The following is an 18,989-nucleotide window of genomic DNA, read 5'->3' as shown; positions in this document are numbered from 1 at the left end:
CCCAGAGCCCTGGGGTACTGAACCGCGGCAATAGGAGTGAGCTTACCGCTGGGACCTTTGCTCGGCGGGCTGCTCCTCGAGCATTTCTGGTGGGGTTCCGTCTTCCTCGTGGGCGGGCCCGCCTCGCTGCTGGCCGGTGTCATCAACGCGGTGGTGCTCGGGCGTCAGAGGGCTGGTGGGGGCAAAGGCGGATGGGATCCGCCTGGGATTGCCCTGTCCACGTTCGGAACAGCGGCATTGATATTCGGCATCATCGAGGGCCCTCGCCTGGGGTGGCTCTCCGCCACGATTCTGGCATGCCATGGCTCCGCCCTGGTGGCACTGGCCGCCTTCTTCGCCTGGGAACGTCATGCGACGCACCCGGTGGTCGGACCGGAACTGCTGCGGGTGCGATCGTTCACCGTGGGCTCGATGGTCGCCGCACTCTCGCTGTTCGTGTTCAATGGGCTCCTCTTCGTGCTCACCCGGTACCTCCAGATCCTCGAGGGATACAGCCCTCTCCAGTCCGGTCTCCGAGTGATCCCGCTGGGAGCGGGATTCATGCTTGGCAGCGTCTCGTCACGCCGTGCGGCCCTGCGAATCGGTCAACGTGGCACGCTGGCCATCGGGTTCGCGGCGGTGGGATCGGCCCTCCTGGTACTCCTGCTCGGTACCTGGTCCGACGGTTATCTCGTCACGGGTGTCGGTGTTCTGATCGTCGGCTGGGGAACCGGGCTGACAATGGCCTGCGCCGTCCATCTGGCACTGAGCGAGGTTCCGGCGTCCACAGCGGGCGCCGCCGGAGCCTTCAGTAACTCGGTAAGGCAGTTGGGGGCGGCACTCGGCGTCGCAGTCCTCGGCGCCGCACTCGGGACGTCCGCGGGTAGAAGTGGCGCGCAGAACCCTTGATCCTGTCAGCAATACCGCTGGAAGCGTCGTAGCGGACATTGCGACCGCTCGTCCGGGCCTTGGCATGGAAAACGGGTTCAGGCTCGCCTTCGCCCTGGCGGCGATCGTGAGTTGCCTGGGCATCGCGGTTGTCGCCGCGGCTCTCAGGAAAGCTCGATCAGCCTGACGGGGGAGCGGCGTGGTCGACGTCGATGCCACGCTCGGCGAGCAGCGCCTCGACGTCCCGGTTGGGCAGCGTGAGCCGCAGACGACGGCGCGCCCGCCAGGGCGGCCACCTCCGGCGGAACCGGGGCCCGACGAACTCCGACACCGGTGCGACTGGACGAAGGCGGTAGCGCGTCCTCTGATCAGGCGGCGCGCCGACGGGGCCGCGCAGCCCACGCGACAGCCCTCGTCCCCGCGTGCGCGGGCTGCTGTTGATCGATCCGGGTCGACCTGGGATCGGGCGTCCCGCGCACGATCGTTCCTTCGCGCCGAGGCGCGTGCGGCCGTGCCGGCCAGCCCGCATCCACCGTTCATCGAGGGCCCATCGGCAACCTAACAAAGTACTGGGAAAAAGCTACCAAAGCTTGTGTCGTCGACTCGCGCGATACATGATAGGCCGCCTATGGCACATTCGTCCCGTCTTCACACCGGAACACGCCGATCATCCCCATCAACAAACAAGTCGACGGAGTGCGGTCTTGGAACTGGACGTCAGCGGTCTGCAGGTCACTTACGCGGGGGTCATTCGAGCCCTGCGGGGGGTTGACCTGCGTGTAGGGGCCGACGAGATCGTCGCTGTCCTCGGCAGCAACGGGGCAGGCAAGACCACACTGCTCCGCGCCGTCACCGGCTCGTTGAAACGCCACCGGGCCAAGGTTGACAAAGGGCAAGTGACATTCGGTGGGCGGCCCCTGGTGGGTGTGGACCCGGTCGACGTCGTCAACCGCGGCGTCGTTCTCGTGCCGGAGGGACGCCGCGTGTTCGGACGGCTGTCCGTGGAGGAGAACCTCAGGGCGGGCGCGATATCCGTCCGCGACCGCGCCGCCAGGGCCGAAGCCCGGAACAAGGTCTACGCAATGTTCCCCCGGCTCGCCGAGCGCCGCGGACAACGCGCCGCGCTGCTCTCCGGCGGCGAACAGCAGATGCTGGCCATAGGCCGGGCTTTGATGTCGAGCCCTCGGTTGCTGCTGCTGGACGAACCGTCGCTCGGTCTCGCGCCGCAGATCGTGGCGCACATCGGAGAGGTCCTGAAAGAGATCAACCGAGCGGGCACGTCGGTCATGCTCGTCGAGCAGAACGCGGCGATGGCACTCGGCGTCGCCGACCGCGGTTACGTCCTCGAGCTCGGCAGGGTGGAACTGTCCGGGCCGGCCGCCCAGCTGGCCGCGTCCGACAGCATCGCCTCCCTGTACCTCGGCCGGGGACCCGGCGACGACGTGAGCCGACGCGGGGCGGGCGACACCCCTGGCGGCCCGGACGGCCTGGACGGCCCGGGCGGGGGCCCTGGCGGTCTCGGCGGTGGTCGTGGGGGTTCCGCGAGCCCCGTCCCGGCGGCGACGTTGAGTCGTTGGGTCCCGCCCGAGAAGGGCCGCTTCGGCCTGCTGGGCGGCGCCGGTGCCGCGACCGGGGGCAGGTAGGCCGTGCCGATTCCGACGAGGCCCGGCCGCGGTGCCGGCGCTACCCGGACCGTCCGTGGCGAAGCCGCAGCGCTCGACGTCGAGGCCGTGACCGTGCGGTTCGGGGCCCTCACCGCGCTGTCCGAGGTGTCGCTGCGGGCCGAGCCCGGAACGGTGCACGCCGTGATCGGGCCGAACGGCGCGGGGAAGTCGACGTTGTTCAATGTCATCTCCGGCGTGTACAGCGCCTCGGCCGGCAGCGTCCGACTCGGTGGGACGACGTTGACCGGGCTGCGGCCACACCGGATCACCGCGCTCGGCGTGGGCCGGGCGTTCCAGAACATGGCGGCCTCGCCCAACGAGTCGGTCGAGGAGAACATCATGCTCGGCCGGCACCTGCTGACCCGGTCAGGCTTCGTCAGCGCCGGGCTGAAACTGCCGTGGGCGGTCCGGGAGGAACGGCTGCACCGTGCGCGGGTTGTCGAGATCGCCGAGTTCGTCGGCCTCGGCCACGTCCTCCACCTGCCGCTGGGAACCCTTTCCTACGGCGACCGTAAACGGGTCGAGGTCGCCCGCGCGCTGGCGACCGAGCCGCGGGTGCTGCTGCTCGACGAACCGGTCGCCGGAATGAACGCCGAGGAGACCAGGCGGATGTCGGAGATCGTGCTGGCGGTTCGCGAGTCGCTGGGCATCACGGTTCTGCTCGTCGAGCACGACATGTCCATGATCATGTCCGTTGCCGACCGGATCAGCGTGCTCGATTTCGGCCGGCTGATCGCCGACGGCACGCCCGCGCAGATTCAGAACGACCCCGCGGTCATCGCCGCCTACCTCGGCACCACAGCCGGCACCGACACCGGTGCGGCCTCGGTTCGCACCACGGCGAGTTCAGGCCACATATCGGCAGGACCAGCTCACACCACGGCACCATCCCAGCAGTAGCGACGAGCGCCTCGGCCGCGTCCCCGCCCCGACCGGAGAGCCCAAGCTGTGACCACCTTTCTTTCCTTCCTGATAAACGGCCTGTCGCTCGGGTCGTTATACGCCCTGATCGCGCTCGGTTTCGTCATCATCTACAAGGCCAGCGAGATCCTGAACTTCGCACACGGCGCCTTCCTGTTGCTCGGCGCCTATGTCATCGCCCGACTGGAGCCGTCGGTCGGCTTCTTCGCCGCCGTCGCCATCGGCATCGTCGCCACCGCACTGGTCGCCTTCGTCTCCGAGCGGGTGCTGTTCTCCAGGGTGCGCAGTGCGCACATGGCATCCCTGACGATCATGACGCTCGGCCTGGACCTGATCATCACGACCGACCTGACCAGGCGGATCGGCTCGAGCGTGCTGTCGCTCGGTCAGCCGTGGGGTGCCGGCGTCGTCCGCGTCGGCGGCGTCAGCATCAGCGAGAACCGGCTGATCGCGATCGTCGTGGCGTTCGTCCTCATCGGCCTGCTGTTCGCCGCGTTCCGCTTCACCAGCTGGGGCGTGGCGCTGCGGGCGGCGGCCGAGGACGGTGAGGCCGCCGCGCTCATGGGTATCCGGCAGGCGCGGGTCGGCGCGGTCGCCTGGATCATCGCGGGCGGCCTCGCCGCGGTGGCCGCCGTGTTCCTGACCGGCAGTCCGACGCCGGGCCTCGAACCCAACCTCCGCACGATCGCGTTCGCAGCGTTCCCGGCCGCCATCCTCGGCGGCCTCGACTCGACGACCGGGGCGCTGGCCGGCGGCCTGATCGTGGGAGTGGCCGAGTCGCTGTTCGCCGGCTACAACGCCAGCCTGACCTTCCTCGGTGGCGGTTTCAGCGTCGTCGTCCCCTACGCGGTGATGATGCTGGTGCTCGTCGCCCGGCCAGCTGGCCTGTTCGGGACGAAGGAGCTGCACCGTGTCTGACCCGACGACGCAGAGCACGCCCGCCGCCCCGCCGCCCGCCGCGCCGCCGCGCACCGCCACAGCGGCCGGTCGGGGCCGTCCGCCGGGCTTCCGCCGCCCAGCCGTGGGCAGCCTGCTGCTGATGGCACTCGTCGCGGTGCTGGCCGTCCTGCCCTTCTACCTTGAGGAGTTCTGGCTGCGCACCGGCTTCGCGGTGTTCGGCGCGGCGATCGGCGCGATCGGCCTGAACATCCTGGTCGGCACCACCGGCCAGCTCTCCCTCGGGCACGCGTTCTTCCTGGCGGTCGGCGGGATCAGCTACTGCTGGCTGTCCGGCGAGTCCAACGACGCCGGCGCCCACCCGTACGTCGGTCTCGGGCTGCCGCCGCTGCTCGGCATGGTGCTCGCGGTCGGGATCTCGGGTCTGGCCGGTCTGCTCTTCAGTCCGATCGGTGCCCGGCTGAAGGGTCTCTACCTCGGTATCGCGTCGCTGGGCATGGTGTTCGTCGGCATCCACGTCTTCAACTCGGTCGACCAGGTCAGCGGCGGTCACAACGGACGCACCGTCCCCGAGTTCTCGCTGTTCGGGTTCACCTTCGACGACAGCGACCCCGAGCTTTACGTGCTCAACGTCGAGTTCGAGAAGTTCGAGCGGCTGTGGTATCTCGGCCTGGTCCTCGCGGTGGGCTGTTACCTGTTTGCCAGGGCGACGCTGAACGGACGTCCCGGCCGGGCGCTGCGCGCCGTGCGGGACAGCGAGATCGCGGCCTCGGTGAACGGCGTGAACGTCACCTCGTACCGGGCGAAGGCGTTCCTGCTCTCGTCGATGTACGCGGGCCTGTCCGGAGTGCTGTTCGCGCTGGCCATCGGCAGTGTGGCGCCCGAGTCGTTCGCGATAGAGATCTCGGTCCAGTATCTGGCGATGATCGTGCTGGGCGGGCTCGGTTCGGTGGGCGGTGCCTGCGCCGGCGCGGCGTTCGTCACCGCCCTGCCGTATGTGCTCGGGGAGTACGCCGCGTCGATTCCCGGCCTGTCCGAGCCTGGTACCGGCGGGGTGAGCTATTCTGAGGCCGCGCGTTATGCGTACGGTGCGGCCGTGATCCTGGTGATTATTTTCTGGCCCACCGGCCTGGCCGGGATAGCCCGTTCACTGAAGCTCGTGAGTATGAGACGCGCGGCCAGGAACGCGCCAACCTGACCACGGGCGGATCTACTTCTCCGTAGTTTCTCGTCCCGAGACGGTCGCCTTCAACTACCCGTGCTCTGAACTGACCGGCTGAGCCGCAGTGGTCCTCCGCGCGCATTTTCCGCTCACAAATGACACGAAAGGAAACCAGGATGCGTGGCAACAGAGTCAGACACCACAGGCTGATGCGCCCGGTCGCTGCGATCGCCGTGGCCGCCGCACTCGCCGCCGCCGCGTCGTGCAGCACGAAGGCCGACGAGGAACCACCGGCGGAGAGCACGAGCGGCCCCGTCAAAACCGGTCCGGGGATCGAGGGCAATGTCATCACCTTAGGGGTGCTGACCGACTTCACCGGCCTGAACGCCGCCAGCGGGAAGGAGGTCACCGAGGGCCAGCGGATCTTCTGGGACCAGGTGAACGCCGACGGTGGCATCTGTGACCGGTTCACCGTGGAACTCGAGGTCAAGGACCACGGATACAACGTGCAGACCGCGGTCTCGCAGTACGCCGAGATCTCCGGGGACGTCCTCAGCTTCGTCCAGGTCCTCGGTTCCGGGATGGCGACGGCGCTCATCCCCGAACTTGAGAAGGACGGCCTGATCGGTATTCCGCTCGCCTGGGCCAAGAACCTCGCCGCGAGCGAGAACTACGCGGTCATCGGGCCCACCTACGACGTCGAGACCATCAACGGACTCGACTACCTGCTCAAGGAGGGGCTGATCAGTGAAGGCGGCAAGATCGGCCACATCTTCCACGACAGCGAGTACGGCAACAACGCGCTCGAAGGCAGCAAGTTCTTCGCCCAGCAGCACGGCATGACCGTCGTCGAGCAGCGGATCGGCCCGGCCGAGCCGGACATGACCTCCCGGGTCACCGCCCTCGCCGCCGAGAACGTCTCGGCGATCGTGCTCACCACCCAGCCCAGCCAGACCGCCGGCGTCGCCGCCGCGGCAGTGGGAGCAGGGCTCAACGTGCCGCTGCTCGGCAACGGCCCGACCCACATCCCGTCCCTGCTCGACACACCGGCCCGCGACGCCCTGATCGAGCACTTCTATCTCGTCGGGCCGACCGGCGGTGTCGGCCTTGAGCCCGCGGCTGACCTGCTGAAGGCGTACCAGACGAAGTTCCCGGGCGTCGAGCCGTCGAACAGCGTCGTCACCGGCTATGCCACGTCCAAGGTCATGGAGCTGATCCTGGAGAAGGCCTGCGCCGACGGTGATCTCACCCCCGCGGGCGTCCTCGCCGCCAAGGCCGCCGTCAGCCCGGTCGACACCGGCGGGCTGACCGGCGAGCTGGACTTCTCCAAGCCTGGGTCGTCCCCGTCCAGGCAGGACTTCATCGCCCGTCCGAAGCCCGGTGTGCCGGGTGGCACCGAAGGCGTCGAGGCGAGTTACGAAGGACCGACAGTCGATTCCTACGTCCGTAGCTGAAGCTGAGGAATCTGACAGGGCCGCCCGGTGGGTTTGCTCGCCCACCGGGCGGTCCCGTCAACCAGGCTGCCCGCTCAACCGAGCGGCCCTGTCATGTGCGCTCCTTCCCGCTGAGCCGGCCTTCGCCATCGACGGCCGGGCCGGTTCGCGCGAGGACTCCGGGAAGGAGCGGACCAGCGAGGGCCGGGCCGGCGCAGGGGCTTCCGGGGCACGTCGCAGTCGTGTGCAGACGGCCTGGGCGATGCTGACGAGGGTGACGTGGCGGTGCCAGCCGGTCCAGGAGCGTCCCTCGAAATGGTCCAGGCCGAGGCCGTCCCTGAGCTCGCGGTAGTCCTGCTCGATCTGCTGCCGGATCTTCGCGAGGCGGACCAGGCCGCGCAGCGGGACATCGGCGGGCAGGGTGGACAGCCAGTAGTCGCTGGGTTCTGCCACGCCCGGCGGCCATTCGGCCAGCAGCCAGCATTCCAGCGGGTTTCGGCCTGGGGCGCGGGTGGTGTTCCGGCTTGCGGGGCGGACCCGCTGGACGACGAAGCGCGAGCACATGGCCCCGGTCGGGTTGCCTGCGGCCACCGGGGCGTCGGCCCGCCAGGTCACAGACCGGCCGGCGGCATGTCCAGCGGTGGTGACCAGGGCCCGGAGATCGCGCGGCGGGTCGGGCCGGGCGGGTGAGGGCGGCCGTCCACCGGCCGGATACGGCGCGGTGACCGGCACCGCGTCGGTGGGGTAGGCGGTCGCGGTCGACGTCACCGCCAGCAGGTAGGGGACACCCCGGTCGGTCAGCCCCTGCCGGAACGCGGCGACGTCACCGTAGCTGGCATCCGCCACGACCGGGCGCACCGGCATTCCCCACCCGCGCAGCTCGTCGACCATGTCCAGGGCCAGGCGCCACTTCTCCTGATGCCGCTGGTCGTCCGGAATCGCCGCCCGTGCCCGCCGGGCCCAGGCCGCCGCGATCTGATCCGGATCGTCCAGGGCCCTGTCGTCCCAAGAGGCGGGCAGGAACAACCGCCAGTTCAGCGCCGCCGAGGCCCAGTCGGTCGCCGCGTGCACCGACACCCCGATCTGACAGTTCCCGACCCTGCCCAGAGCACAGGAGTACATCCGGGCCACCCCGGGCGACGCCGGACCGTCCTTGGGGAAACTGCTGTCGTCCACGACGAGCGCGACCGGATCCACGAACCCGACCGCCCACCGGGTCAATCGCCGACGAACCTCAGAATGGCTCCAGGTCGAGCTGGTGATGAACTGCTGCAGACACTGATGATCAATCCCGAGCCGGTCCGCCATCGGCCGCATTGACTTGCGCTTCCCGTCAAGCAGCAGGCCGCGCAGATACAGCTCGCCCTTCTCTCGCTGGTCACGTCGCCGCAGCCCACCCAGCATCTGCTCGGCAAAGGCCTCGAGTACCGGGCCGACCCGCTTCATCTCCTCCGGACCCACGGTATCGATCCCACACCGTCGAGAGCGGTTCCCGAACCCGAAGACCAACAAAAAACCAACAAAATGTTACTGCCTGGTAGGGTGGCACATGGTGGGTGGAGTGTGACCACATTTGTGCTGGGCGGGGGGCCGGTCGGAGATCCGGGTCGGGAAGCCCGCCCCATCGACGCTCGGCGGGAGAACAATCGGTCGAGTCCGGCCACATCGACTCAAGGCCCGACTTCGGCCGATGCGCGGATGAAAACAATTACGAACGAACCGCCTAAAACCCCAGGTCAACGCCGGTCACCCAGTTCTGGTACCCCGCAGGGTGATGGCGCTGGGGAATGTGATGCGCAGGCCCAGTCCGTCTGGTCTGGTCTGGTCAGGTACAGGTGTCAGGTCTGGTCAGGTACAGGTCCGTAGGCACTGACGGATTCGGTCAGGACGGTCTCGAGGGGGGTCGGGGCGAGGCGGAACGTCTGCTCGGTGAGGGTGGAGTCGAGCAGGTCGGGCTGTTCCAGGGAGTACATCATCTCGATAACTTCCCGCATGACCGGGTTCACGGCTCCGGTCGCGGCGAGCTGATCGGTGGACATCGCCGTCAGGATGGGTGCGGGCGCCCCGGCGATGGTCGCGAGCCGCGTGGTCAGCTCCCGCACGGACAGTGCCGCGGTGGAGGGCACGTGCCACGCCCGTCCCCACGCAAGGTCGTCGCCGGAGAGGGCTACGGCGGCCAGGGTTCGGGCGGCGTCCCCGATGTAGGACCAGGTTTTCGGGGCGTCCAGGTCGCCGGGGAAGGCTGCCGGCTCACCGCGCAGGACGAGGGGTGCCACCGTGAAGTTGTACAGCGAACCGGCCCCGGCGCCCAGAAACGCCGAGGCCCGGACCTCGGTCACGCGGGCTCGACCCGCGCGGTGCGCCTCGAGGGCATCGGTCCACATCCGGGCCCGTACCTGGCCCTTGACGGATACCGGTGCCATCGGTAGATCTTCGGTGAAGCGGCCGTTGACGATGCCGTAGCCGTAGGTGTTGCCCATCATCACGTAGCCGGCGCCGGTGCGTTCAGCCGCGTCCAGCAGCGCCGTCGCGAGCGGCGGGAACTCGTCCGGCCACCGGTCGTACGGCGGCATCGCGGTGTTGATCAGCGTCGTAGCGCCCTCGGCGAGTCGGGTCAGCGCATCGGCGTCGGTCGCGTCGGCGGCGATCCGCTCGATCAGCGGGTGCTCGGGTCCGCCCCCGCGCCGGCTGACCAGTCGGACGCGGTCACCCTGCCGGGCCAGCAGCTCAGCGGTGGGGGCTCCGGTGCCACCGGCACCGGTGATCACGTGCAGCGCCATGGTGTTCGTCTTCCGCTCGGCGGGCCCGCGCGGGTTCGCGGGTACCTGCCTCACCCTGCTGCCTGCCAGAAACATACGGTAGTGGCCTGAACGCCACGTAGCCCAAGGATCAGGCCATGCTTCGGATCGTCGTTGTCGCCGTCCCGCCAGTCACCACCCTTGATCTGTCCATCCCGGCGGCGGTGTTCCCGGCTGCGGTGGTCGACGGCCAGCCGGGCTATGAAGTCATGATCTGCACGCCCGAGCCCGGGGTCGTGCCTGGGTACATCGGGCCCAGTGTTGTGGTGGACCGGGGCCTCGACGTGATTGACAGCGCCGACACCGTGATCGTCACGGGAACCGGCGCTCGCGCCCACGCCGGCCAACGGGTCCTGGACGCGCTACGGCGGGCCGCTGACGACGGCCGTCGCATCGCCTCGATCTGCACGGGCGCCTTCGTGCTGGCCCAGGCCGGGCTGCTCGACGGTCGCCCGGCCACCACGTACTGGCAGTACTCCGACGAGATGCGCCGCCGCTTCCCAGCCGTCGACCTGCGGCCCGACGTCCTGTACGTCGACGACGGGACGATCCTGACCTCCGCCGGACTGGCCGCCGGTCTCGACCTGTGCATTTACATGATCCGGCGCGACTACGGGGCGGTGGTCGCCAACGCCGTCGCCCGAGCCGCGGTCATCGCGCCGGTCCGTCCCGGCGGCCAGGCCCAGTTCATCGAGACGCCGCTGCCACCGGAAAGCGGGACGTCGCTGGCCCAGACCCGCGCCTGGGCGTCGGACCACCTCGCCGAACCGCTGACCCTCGGCCGCCTCGCCGCCCACGCCCACACCAGTACCCGTACGCTCACCCGCCGGTTCCGGGAGGAGACTGGTCTGAGCCCCTTGCAGTGGTTGCTGCACCAGCGGATCGACCGGGCTCGTGAACTCCTCGAGGCGACGGATCTGCCGATCGCCGTCGTCGCCCGGCAAAGCGGCCTGGGAACCCCCGAGTCGCTGCGCCTCCACCTCCTGCGCCGCAACGGGCTCACCCCCAGCGCCTACCGCAGCGCATTCACCCGCGTCGGACCAACCCCGACCTGACCAGCCGCGTAACGGCCAGTCACGACAACGGCTCGGTCACCGACAGTCGGACACTCCCTCGTGTTCATTCCCGCCGAGCGGCTGCTCGCCACCGGGAGCATCGACCGCTGGGACAGCGCCGTGCGTGGGATACCTGTGGGGTGCCAGAAGTCGGCCTGGGCCCGCGAGCTGGGGTGATGCGACGGTGCGGGTGGCGGCATGATGGTCAACTGTGTCCGTACGCCTGCTCTATCCGATCTTCGTTCGGGTATGCAGATCCGGAACCTTCTCATGGACCTCGGCGACCGGGCGGCCGACTTCCGGTTCCTGGTCCGTGACCGCGCCGGACAATTCACCGCCTCCTTCGACGCAGTCCTCGCCGACGCCAACATCACAGCCATCAAGATCCCACCCCGAACCCCCCGCGCGAACGCCTACGCAGAACGGTTCATCCGCACCGTCCGGACCGAGGTCACCGACCGCATGCTGATCGTCGGTGAACGGCACCTGCGCACCGTCCTGGCCGAGTACACGGCCCACCACAACGGACGACGACCCCACCGCGGCCGCGACCTTCAACCACCACGGCCCGACCACCCCGTCGCCGACCTGACAAAGAAGCGTCAAGCGCCAACCCGTCCTCGGCGGCTTGATCAACGAATACGAACGAGCCGCCTGAAACCCAGGTCAGGGCCGGTGCCCGAGTTCTGGCACCCCACAGGCCTCTTGAGTCGCCCACGTTGCGGGACATTCAGCCCATCTCGCCGGAGTCGGAACTGTGGCCATCGTCTTGCCGTCGCTGCAACCGGGTCGCTCGGCTCGGCCGGCGGAGGTTGTCGCCCATAAGGTGGAACCGTGTGCGAGGGCGCGGTGAGGTTGTTCCTCTGCGGCGACGTGATGCTCGGCCGCGGTATCGACCAGATCCTGCCGCATCCCGGTGACCCGACACTTTCCGAGGGATACGTCTGGGATGCCCGCAGCTACGTCGAGTTGGCAGAGGCGGTGAACGGCCCGATCCCTCACCCGGTCGACTTCTCCTGGCCCTGGGGAGATGTGCTGCCAGCGCTGGACGAGGCTGCACCCGATGTCCGGGTGCTGAATCTGGAAACCACCATCACCCGGTGCGATGCCTTCGCGACGGGGAAGGAAGTCCACTATCGGATGAGCCCGGACAACCTGCCCTGCCTGACTGCCGCCCGACCTGACGTGTGTGTGCTGGCAAACAACCATTTGCTCGATTTCGGTCGCCGGGGGCTCATCGAGACGCTCGATGTGCTGTCCGGTGCCGGGCTGACGGAGGCGGGAGCCGGACACGACGCGGAAGAGGCCCGCCGGCCCGCGGTTGTGCCGATCGATGGCAGCCGGCGGGTCCTGATCTTCTCGTTCGGGCTGCCGTCCAGCGGCATTCCAGCGACGTGGGCCGTGACCGAGGACAGGGCCGGCGTTGACCTCGTCCCGGAGCTGTCGGACGGCTGGGCCGGCGAGGTCGCGGGCCGTGTTCGGCAGGTGAAGCGGCCCGATGACCTCGCCGTCGCATCCATCCACTGGGGCTCCAACTGGGGCTACGACGTCGATGACGACCAGATCCGCTTCGCGCATCGGCTGGTGGACGGCGGTATCGACATCGTGCACGGACACTCGTCGCACCATCCACGGCCTGTCGAGATATACCGGGACAGGCTCATCCTGCACGGGTGTGGCGATTTCATCGACGACTATGAGGGGATCGCCGGCTACGAAAGCTATCGGGACGACCTGCGGCTGGCGTACTTCGTGTCGGTCGATCCGGACAGCGGGAAGCTGATCGACCTGCGTGTGATGCCCCTGCAGGCACGGCAGATGCGACTCCGGTACGCCGGCCACGAAGACTCCGCCTGGCTACAGGAGATTCTTGACAGCATCAGCCGCGGCTTCGGGACACGGTTCGACCTTCAGGCGGACGGCATGCTCTCGCTCCGCCGATCATGAGCGAAGAGGATGAGGCCCCGTCAGCGGTCCCCGCTGATCGTGAAAAGGCCGGTGCGCAGGCCCCTGCTGGTCAGACGCCTGCCTCCTGCTGGTGCCCGTTATGCGACACATGCCAGACCTGTGGGACGGCAGATGCCTGCCTGCGGGTGTGCTGCGCAACGTAGGTGCCAGCAGCGATCGCCGCAGCCACCGGCCATTCGACGACCTCGCCCACCGCGAGCACGCCGAGCCCCAGGTAGTAGGCGCTCTTGCCGGGGGACGGCAGGCCGACCGGACCGAGACGCCAGCCCATGCGGCCAGCCCGCCGGCCGAACTCGAACCGGGCGGTCAGGAACGGCAACCGGACCGTAGCGGCCCGCGCGCGCGGCTGGCCAGCGTCCGGGGAGGCCGACGTGGCCTCCTGCGGCCCTGCCCGTTCGGCGGTGCCCGTAGCAGTTGAACGCCGCGGTCTCGCGGTCGAGCTACCCGTCCTCGTCGGTGTCGGCGGCGACATCGCACATCCCCCCTCGGGGAACCTCTCCGTGTCAAGACCCTCGTAAACGGTGACAGGTTTGGTGTACCACAGGTGCGGCGCCGGCGCAGGGTAGCCACCGATGCACCCTCTGAACCGGTGGCCTCGCCGAATGTGGGGAGTCTTCGCGGATCGGGCGGTAACGGCTCGTCGGGCCGCGAAGGTCGGTCCGCCGCGTAGTCCTTGGCCTCGTCGAGCGTAGGGCGCGCACAGTCACGGCACAGGTAGATCATGCACGGACGGTCCGCGCGCAGGACGCTCTCCCGCCCACAGAACGGGCACGGGCCGCAGGCCGGCGGGCCGACGCCCACCGGCTGGCCTTTCTCGGTCGCCGCGCAAGCGGGTGTACCCCCTCACACTGCGGGGCGGGCGCCCCGCGCGGGACGCTCCAAACGCCAACCCACCGTGCGGGGTCACCGGCCCGGCAGGAGACCTCTCGACGAAAGGCGAGCCAAAGGCAAGGACGCGAAGCGGACCGCAACCACCATTGCACGGACGGGACGTCCCCGACCCACTCGGCGGCGTCCGCAGCCAGTCGGAGCTCCTCCCCGGCAGCCGCCTTCCCTCCGGCGAATCCGACCTTCCGGTCCGAGTCGGGTCTCTGACCGCCGGAGGAGACCCACGGACCCGGCGGTTCCCGGACCAGGTGCGGTGGGGCCGACGAACTGCTGATGAGCGGCGCCGACCGGGTTTCCCCGGCCGTGTGGGCGGCGATGCCTTGGCGAGAGACCGAACGACTTCGAAGGAGCAGGCTGATGCCCCACCCTAACGATGTCGGGACGCTGCACAGTGCGGCCTTCAGCGACTCGGACCTCATCCCGCGGCGACAAACCACACCGTTACGTCTTCCGCCTCCACGCCCTCGACGAACCGCTACGCCCACCATCCGGGGAGCGCGTCGATGACGTGCGTCGGGGCCTCGCCGCACACCAGGTGGCGAGCGGCACCCTCGTTGGTCGGTACGGACGCTGACGGCGCGCGAACGAGCGCAGCCTGGGCGTGAGTGCCAGCTTCGTGCGGGTGGACGCCGTGTGGGCAGGAGGACCACATACCGCCGACAGATCGGGAGGCGACGTGGCACAGGTGGCAGAACGCGAGGCGCGCAGAGTCGCTGAGGCGGCCCGGGAGGCCGAATGGAAGCTCCCCTCGTTCGGCAAGGAGCTTTTCCTCGGTCATCTCCGACTCGATCTGATCTCCCCGCACCCGCGGCCGAAGGAGGGCGACCGGCATCGTGGGGAGGCGTTCCTGGTCCAGTTCGAATCGTTCCTGCGGGACACGGTGGACCCTCTGCAGGTCGAGCGGGACGGGCGGCTGCCCGGGCAGGTGATCGACGGGCTGCGGCGGATAGGCGCCCTCGGCATGAAGATCCCCGAGGAGTACGGCGGACTCGGGTTGACCACCGTGTACTACAACCGGGCACTTGAACTGTCCGGTTCGTGGCATTCGAGCATTCCCACGCTGCTCTCGGCGCACCAGTCGATCGGCGTGGCCGAGCCGGTCATGGGTTTCGGTACCGAGGAGCAGAAGCGGACGTATCTGCCGAAGGTGGCACGCGAGGAGATCAGCGCGTTCCTGCTGACCGAGCCCGACGTGGGCAGCGACCCGGCCCGGATGAGCAGCCAGGCGGTGCCGGTCGAGGACGGCGCCGCCTACGAGCTGAGCGGCCGCAAGCTATGGACCACCAACGGTGTGATCGCCGACCGGCTGGTGGTCATGGCGGTCGTCCCACGCTCGGACGGTCATCGCGGTGGCATCACGTGTTTCATCGTCGACGCCCACGCACCCGGCGTGAAGGTGGAGCACCGCAACGAGTTCATGGGTCTGCGCGGCATCGAGAACGGCGTCACCAGTTTCGATCGAGTCCGGGTCCCTGCCGCGGACCGCCTCGGGCGGGAAGGCCAGGGGCTTAAGATCGCCCTGACGACGCTGAACACCGGCCGCCTCGCCCTGCCGGCGATCTGCGCGGGCCATGCCAAGTACGCGCTGCGCATCGCCCGGGAGTGGTCGCGGGACCGGGTCCAGTGGGGTCGGCCGATCGGCCGACATGACGCCATCGCCCAGAAGGTCGCGTTCATCGCCGCCACCGCGTTCGGGCTGGAGGCGATGCTGGAGCTGTCCGGCCTGATGGCCGATGAGGGACGCGAGGACATCCGGATCGAGGCAGCCCTGGCCAAGCTGTATGCCAGCGAGATGGCCTGGCTGATCGCCGACGAGCTGGTCCAGATCCGCGGCGGTCGCGGGTACGAGACCGCCCAGTCCCTGGCCAACCGGGGGGAACGACCGGTACCGGCCGAGCAGATGCTGCGTGACCTGCGCATCAACCGAATTTTCGAAGGTTCCACCGAGATCATGCGGTTGCTCATCGCGCGGGAGGCCGTGGACACCCACCTCGCGGTGGCCGGCGACCTCATTTCCCCGGAAGCGCCGTTCGTGGCGAAGGCCCGCAGCGCCGGACGGGCGGCCGCCTTCTACAGCCGCTGGCTGCCCGGCCTCGCCGTCGGCAGCGGTACGTCGCCGCGCTCCTTCGTCGAATTCGGCCGGCTCGGCACGCACCTGCGCTTCGTGGAGCGCTCGGCGCGCAAGCTCGCCCGGTCAACCTTCTACGGGATGGCTCGCTGGCAGGGCGGACTGGAGAAGAAGCAGGCGTTCCTCGGACGTCTCGTCGACATCGGCGCCGAGCTGTTCGCGATCAGCGCGGCGGTCGTGCGGGCCCGAATGCTCGACGAGGACGGCGAGCCGATCGCGACCGACCTGGCCGACCTGTTCTGCCGGCAGGCGCGACGCCGTGTCGAGGCATCCTTCTCGGCGCTGTGGCGCAACGACGACACCCGCAACTACACGGCGGCGCAGGAGGTGCTCGCCGGCCGCTTCATCTGGGTCGAGGCCGGCGTGATGGACCCGAGTGGAGAAGGGCCATTCCTCGCCGCGGAGCGGCAGAAGGCAGCCCCGGCACGACCGGCCGTCGACGTGGTCGACGTGTTCGCCGCAGGCTGACCACTCGTCGGCGCTGGGTGCCGAAGGTCGGCGCTGGGTGCCGAAGGCAGGCCGGGATGACGCCGGGAAAACGCCGAAATTTCGAGCGGAGGCGCAGCCGCGCGGTGATGCGACAGTGTCCGATCGATCAGTCAGTCCTCGTCATCGCTGATACCGTGCTGGGCCAGATGTACCCGTATCGCCCGTTCAAGGGCGTCGGTGTCGAGGCAGGCCGTCGTTCCCTTGGGGGAGACGACCGCCGCGAGGTGAATGGGCCAGGGGCAGACCGGGCAGACCGCGACGAGCCTCGCCATCGGCAGAGCGGTCACCAGGCCAAGGTCACCATTGACGGGTTGCTGCCACCACACCCTCTAGTACTACCCCACTGGCAGGCGGCATCCCAGTTACTGGCGCCTGCGTTCCGATCCGGCGAGCCAACGGCTGCAGGAGTCCGGCCGCAGGTCACCCCTCCTCGCCGAGGCTGCGGGGACGTCCGCAGCAGGCCGGCCCGGGACCCGACGCCGACGGGTGCTCGAACCCACCGCGCCACAGGGGGGTCAGTGTTCAGGAGTCGCCGACAGCACCAGCCGGGACCGCCGCGTCCCACCACCCCTCAACGCAACAAAGCCCTCCATTCCCGGCGGCATGCAACAGTCCCGGCGCTACCCGTTTCTCGGACGCTCCCTTTGCTGGCACCTCGGCCGTCTCGAGCACGCGTCGTGGATGTCGGGGGTGGGACGGCCGAGGAGATAACCCTGGGCGTATCGGATGTGCGCGTCCCGGAGGGCTTCTACTTCAGAGTGTGATTCGACGCCTTCGGCGACGATCTTCGCGTCGATCGCGGCCGCCACTGTCGTCAAGCCGGCGGCGACTGCCCTCCGGGCCGGATCACGGTCGATACCGTGAGTAATAAACCGGTCGATCTTGATGATGTCCGGTCGTAGTCGTAGGAGCTGTTCAAGGCCGGCGTAACCGGTGCCGACGTCGTCAACGGCGATGTGGGTGCCGTGGCCGCGCAGCGTGTCGAAGGCCCGTGCCAGGTTGTCGCTGTCCACCATGTACTCGTGCTCGGTGATCTCGACTGCCAGGCGCTCGGGTGACCCGGTCGACAGGATCAGCTCGACCGCGTCGTCGGCCAGCGCCGCGGCCGACAGGTTGATCGCCAGCGTGATCCCGGGCGGGATGTCGGGCAGTGACTGAACGGCCCGGCCCAGTGCGGCCAGTTCGAGTTCGGGGCCCAAGCCGACCGTCGTCGCCTTCTTGAACACGTCCTCGGGTGAGCTGTCCAAGACGGGGAACGTGGTCAGTGCCTCGACCGCGACGACCCGGCCACGTCGGCCCGCGTGCAGGTCGACCACCGGCTGGAAGGTGGTCCGCAGCGCGGCGCCGTCCAGCGCGGCACGGATCTCGCGCCAGGTTCGGCTCTGTCTGTCCCAGAGGTCGCGAACATCGATGACGAAGTCGGTGAGGAACCGCGCGAGCAGGCGCAGGAAGCCGCCATCGTGCTGGGGCAGCGCCGGGATCGGCTCGCTTCCCATACAGCCAATCATGCCGATCGGCTCGCCCTCGCTGTCGGTGAGCATCGCCGCGGCGAAGGCACGCACACCCAGCTCCCGCGCCCCCGCCAGCTCAGCGGCACGAGGATCCGCGCGGGTGTCGGGCACCAGCGACGGCAGATCGCCCCGCTCGACTGCTCCCCACAGTGACCCCGGGCGTCGCACCGTCGAGTACGGGCTGAGCCCGAACCGCCCTGCGTCCCCGCACAGCACCTCGAGAACCAGAAGATCGTCGACGAACCGGCCGAGCCAGCCGACGTCCATCCGTAACCGGCGGCGCAGAACCGCCACCAGGTCGGGGAGTATCGAGCCCGGTTCGGAAACATTGATCCGCGGGCCCAGACAGGACCCCTTGGACGCCATCCGCGTTCCCATACCGTCAGACCTACCCGGCTCGGTGTGGGTGCCCTCACCGGGCCCGGCATGAAGTCTCCGGAGCAGCCAGACGGGTCGGGGTCCGCTCCGTCGATCGCCGGGCGCGGAGATGACCTGCACCCCGACATGATCCACCAGGCAGCTCCAGGCCCCGGCGCCCAGATTACGAAACAGCCCTTGAACGGCACCCGAGAAGCTACTCACCCACCTCGCTCCCGACGCCTCCCGTCGCGACCGCTGAGCCCATTGAGCGTCCCGGGCGGCCAGCCCCGGTAGCACCGTTCTGGCACCCCACAAGGCCAGTCGGACACTCCCCAGCGTGGGTCACCCAGCGGGCCAGGAACCTGCCGATGGACCTCGAGGAGCACAGCCACCGGTTCCTGGTCCCTCATCCATGACCGCGACACAAAGTTCACGGCCTCATTCGACGCTACCTTTGCCGGAGCCGGTATCGACGTGGTGCGCACACCTCCGCAAGCCTCGCAGGCGAACGCGATCGCGGAACGCCGAGCGGACCCGCCCGCCGCGAATGCACCGACAGACTATCGAGCGACCGACTTCCAGTTCCTGGTCCGCGACCGGGCCGGACAGTTCACCGCGTCCTTCGACGCGGTCCTCGCCGACGCCGGTATCACCGCCGTCAAGATCCCACCCCGAACCCCGCGGGCGAACGCCTACGCGGAACGGTTCGTCCGCACGGTCCGGACCGAGCTCACCGACCGGATACCGATCTTCGGTGAGCGGCATCTGCGCACCGACCTGGCCCAGGACCGGATCAAATACCAGCCTGTCCTCGGCGGCCTGATCAGCGAATACGAACGAGCCGCCTA

General features: G+C 69.0%; 15 protein-coding genes and 3 pseudogenes. 12 read left to right on the top strand and 6 right to left on the bottom strand.

The genetic code is table 11. From position 1 onward, the window contains the following. Positions 1-36 precede the first annotated feature (36 nt). The gene (locus AC559T_RS01805; RefSeq protein ID WP_498867513.1) at positions 37-888 is read left to right on the top strand and encodes an MFS transporter; all 852 of its coding nucleotides are present in this window, start codon (positions 37-39) and stop codon (positions 886-888) included. 157 nt (positions 889-1,045) lie between these two features. On the opposite strand, the gene AC559T_RS01800 is transcribed toward AC559T_RS01805, so the two are convergent. After that, a complete protein-coding gene (locus AC559T_RS01800; protein ID WP_498867512.1) occupies positions 1,046-1,198 on the bottom strand; it encodes a hypothetical protein in 153 nt (50 codons plus the stop codon). A 373-nt stretch (positions 1,199-1,571) separates the two neighbouring features. Between AC559T_RS01800 and AC559T_RS01795 the strand changes: the two genes are divergently transcribed. The 5 genes from AC559T_RS01795 to AC559T_RS01775 all read left to right on the top strand — a co-directional run bounded on the left by AC559T_RS01795 (position 1,572) and on the right by AC559T_RS01775 (position 6,965). Beyond that, positions 1,572-2,510, top strand: coding sequence for an ABC transporter ATP-binding protein (locus AC559T_RS01795; RefSeq protein WP_200835430.1), 939 nt, complete (start codon positions 1,572-1,574; stop codon positions 2,508-2,510). Positions 2,511-2,513: 3 nt separating this feature from the next. Then, on the top strand, positions 2,514-3,431 hold the full coding sequence (locus tag AC559T_RS01790; protein ID WP_420849195.1) for an ABC transporter ATP-binding protein: 918 nt from the start codon (positions 2,514-2,516) through the stop codon (positions 3,429-3,431). 48 nt (positions 3,432-3,479) lie between these two features. After that, the gene (locus AC559T_RS01785; protein WP_071065932.1) at positions 3,480-4,370 is read left to right on the top strand and encodes a branched-chain amino acid ABC transporter permease; all 891 of its coding nucleotides are present in this window, start codon (positions 3,480-3,482) and stop codon (positions 4,368-4,370) included. Continuing rightward, positions 4,363-5,547: a branched-chain amino acid ABC transporter permease gene (locus AC559T_RS01780; RefSeq protein ID WP_498867511.1), complete on the top strand. Its 1,185-nt coding sequence runs from the start codon at positions 4,363-4,365 to the stop codon at positions 5,545-5,547. The genes AC559T_RS01785 and AC559T_RS01780 overlap by 8 nt, the downstream gene beginning before the upstream one ends. 173 nt (positions 5,548-5,720) lie before the next feature. Continuing rightward, on the top strand, positions 5,721-6,965 hold the full coding sequence (locus AC559T_RS01775; RefSeq protein WP_498867510.1) for an ABC transporter substrate-binding protein: 1,245 nt from the start codon (positions 5,721-5,723) through the stop codon (positions 6,963-6,965). A 159-nt stretch (positions 6,966-7,124) separates the two neighbouring features. Here the strand turns inward: AC559T_RS01775 and AC559T_RS01770 are convergent. Together AC559T_RS01770 and AC559T_RS01765 are read right to left on the bottom strand one after the other, a co-directional pair. Beyond that, positions 7,125-8,405 (bottom strand): annotated as a pseudogene (locus tag AC559T_RS01770) (IS701 family transposase); the annotation flags it as partial. Positions 8,406-8,782: 377 nt separating this feature from the next. Next, positions 8,783-9,724 (bottom strand): NAD-dependent epimerase/dehydratase family protein, encoded by a 942-nt coding sequence (locus AC559T_RS01765; protein ID WP_498867514.1) that lies wholly within the window; start codon positions 9,722-9,724, stop codon positions 8,783-8,785. 116 nt (positions 9,725-9,840) lie between these two features. Between AC559T_RS01765 and AC559T_RS01760 the strand changes: the two genes are divergently transcribed. From AC559T_RS01760 to AC559T_RS01750, 3 genes and pseudogenes are all read left to right on the top strand, one after another. Beyond that, positions 9,841-10,797 carry a GlxA family transcriptional regulator gene (locus AC559T_RS01760; protein ID WP_498867509.1) on the top strand — a complete coding sequence of 319 codons (957 nt, stop codon included), beginning with the start codon at positions 9,841-9,843 and terminating at the stop codon, positions 10,795-10,797. 252 nt (positions 10,798-11,049) lie between these two features. Further along, positions 11,050-11,455: pseudogene (locus AC559T_RS01755) on the top strand (integrase core domain-containing protein); the annotation flags it as partial. A 176-nt stretch (positions 11,456-11,631) separates the two neighbouring features. Beyond that, positions 11,632-12,744, top strand: coding sequence for a CapA family protein (locus AC559T_RS01750; protein WP_498867508.1), 1,113 nt, complete (start codon positions 11,632-11,634; stop codon positions 12,742-12,744). 70 nt (positions 12,745-12,814) lie between these two features. Here the strand turns inward: AC559T_RS01750 and AC559T_RS01745 are convergent, their stop codons facing one another. Further along, the gene (locus AC559T_RS01745) at positions 12,815-13,084 is read right to left on the bottom strand and encodes a hypothetical protein (RefSeq protein ID WP_235014827.1); all 270 of its coding nucleotides are present in this window, start codon (positions 13,082-13,084) and stop codon (positions 12,815-12,817) included. A 942-nt stretch (positions 13,085-14,026) separates the two neighbouring features. On the opposite strand from AC559T_RS01745, the gene AC559T_RS01740 reads away from it, so the two are divergent. Continuing rightward, entirely contained in the window at positions 14,027-14,227 is a 201-nt protein-coding gene (locus AC559T_RS01740) for a YbhB/YbcL family Raf kinase inhibitor-like protein (RefSeq protein WP_498867507.1), read from the top strand. A 102-nt stretch (positions 14,228-14,329) separates the two neighbouring features. Further along, positions 14,330-16,249: an acyl-CoA dehydrogenase family protein gene (locus AC559T_RS01735; protein ID WP_112108736.1), complete on the top strand. Its 1,920-nt coding sequence runs from the start codon at positions 14,330-14,332 to the stop codon at positions 16,247-16,249. Positions 16,250-16,380: 131 nt separating this feature from the next. Here the strand turns inward: AC559T_RS01735 and AC559T_RS01730 are convergent, their stop codons facing one another. Together AC559T_RS01730 and AC559T_RS01725 are read right to left on the bottom strand one after the other, a co-directional pair. Next, positions 16,381-16,557 (bottom strand): hypothetical protein, encoded by a 177-nt coding sequence (locus AC559T_RS01730; protein ID WP_157904348.1) that lies wholly within the window; start codon positions 16,555-16,557, stop codon positions 16,381-16,383. 333 nt (positions 16,558-16,890) lie between these two features. After that, on the bottom strand, positions 16,891-18,147 hold the full coding sequence (locus AC559T_RS01725) for an EAL domain-containing protein (protein ID WP_498867506.1): 1,257 nt from the start codon (positions 18,145-18,147) through the stop codon (positions 16,891-16,893). Between the two features lie 558 nt (positions 18,148-18,705). Here AC559T_RS01725 and AC559T_RS01720 point away from each other — a divergent pair. Beyond that, a pseudogene (locus AC559T_RS01720) lies at positions 18,706-18,989 on the top strand (integrase core domain-containing protein); the annotation flags it as partial.

This window comes from Frankia sp. Hr75.2, from assembly GCF_949319125.1.
Lineage (GTDB): Bacteria > Actinomycetota > Actinomycetes > Frankiales > Frankiaceae > Parafrankia > Parafrankia soli.
The sequence above is the reverse complement of the archived record's forward strand: the minus strand, read 5'-3'. Positions and strand labels throughout refer to the sequence as shown.

Excerpts from the sequence above, each read along its gene's own strand:
- AC559T_RS01775 (WP_498867510.1), top strand. The coding sequence starts at position 5,721 with ATGCGCCCGGTCGCTGCGATCGCCGTGGCCGCCGCACTCGCCGCCGCC.
- AC559T_RS01765 (WP_498867514.1), bottom strand. The coding sequence starts at position 9,724 with ATGGCGCTGCACGTGATCACCGGTGCCGGTGGCACCGGAGCCCCCACC.
- AC559T_RS01760 (WP_498867509.1), top strand. The coding sequence starts at position 9,841 with ATGCTTCGGATCGTCGTTGTCGCCGTCCCGCCAGTCACCACCCTTGAT.
- AC559T_RS01740 (WP_498867507.1), top strand. The coding sequence starts at position 14,027 with ATGTCGGGACGCTGCACAGTGCGGCCTTCAGCGACTCGGACCTCATCC.
- AC559T_RS01725 (WP_498867506.1), bottom strand. The coding sequence starts at position 18,147 with ATGGCGTCCAAGGGGTCCTGTCTGGGCCCGCGGATCAATGTTTCCGAA.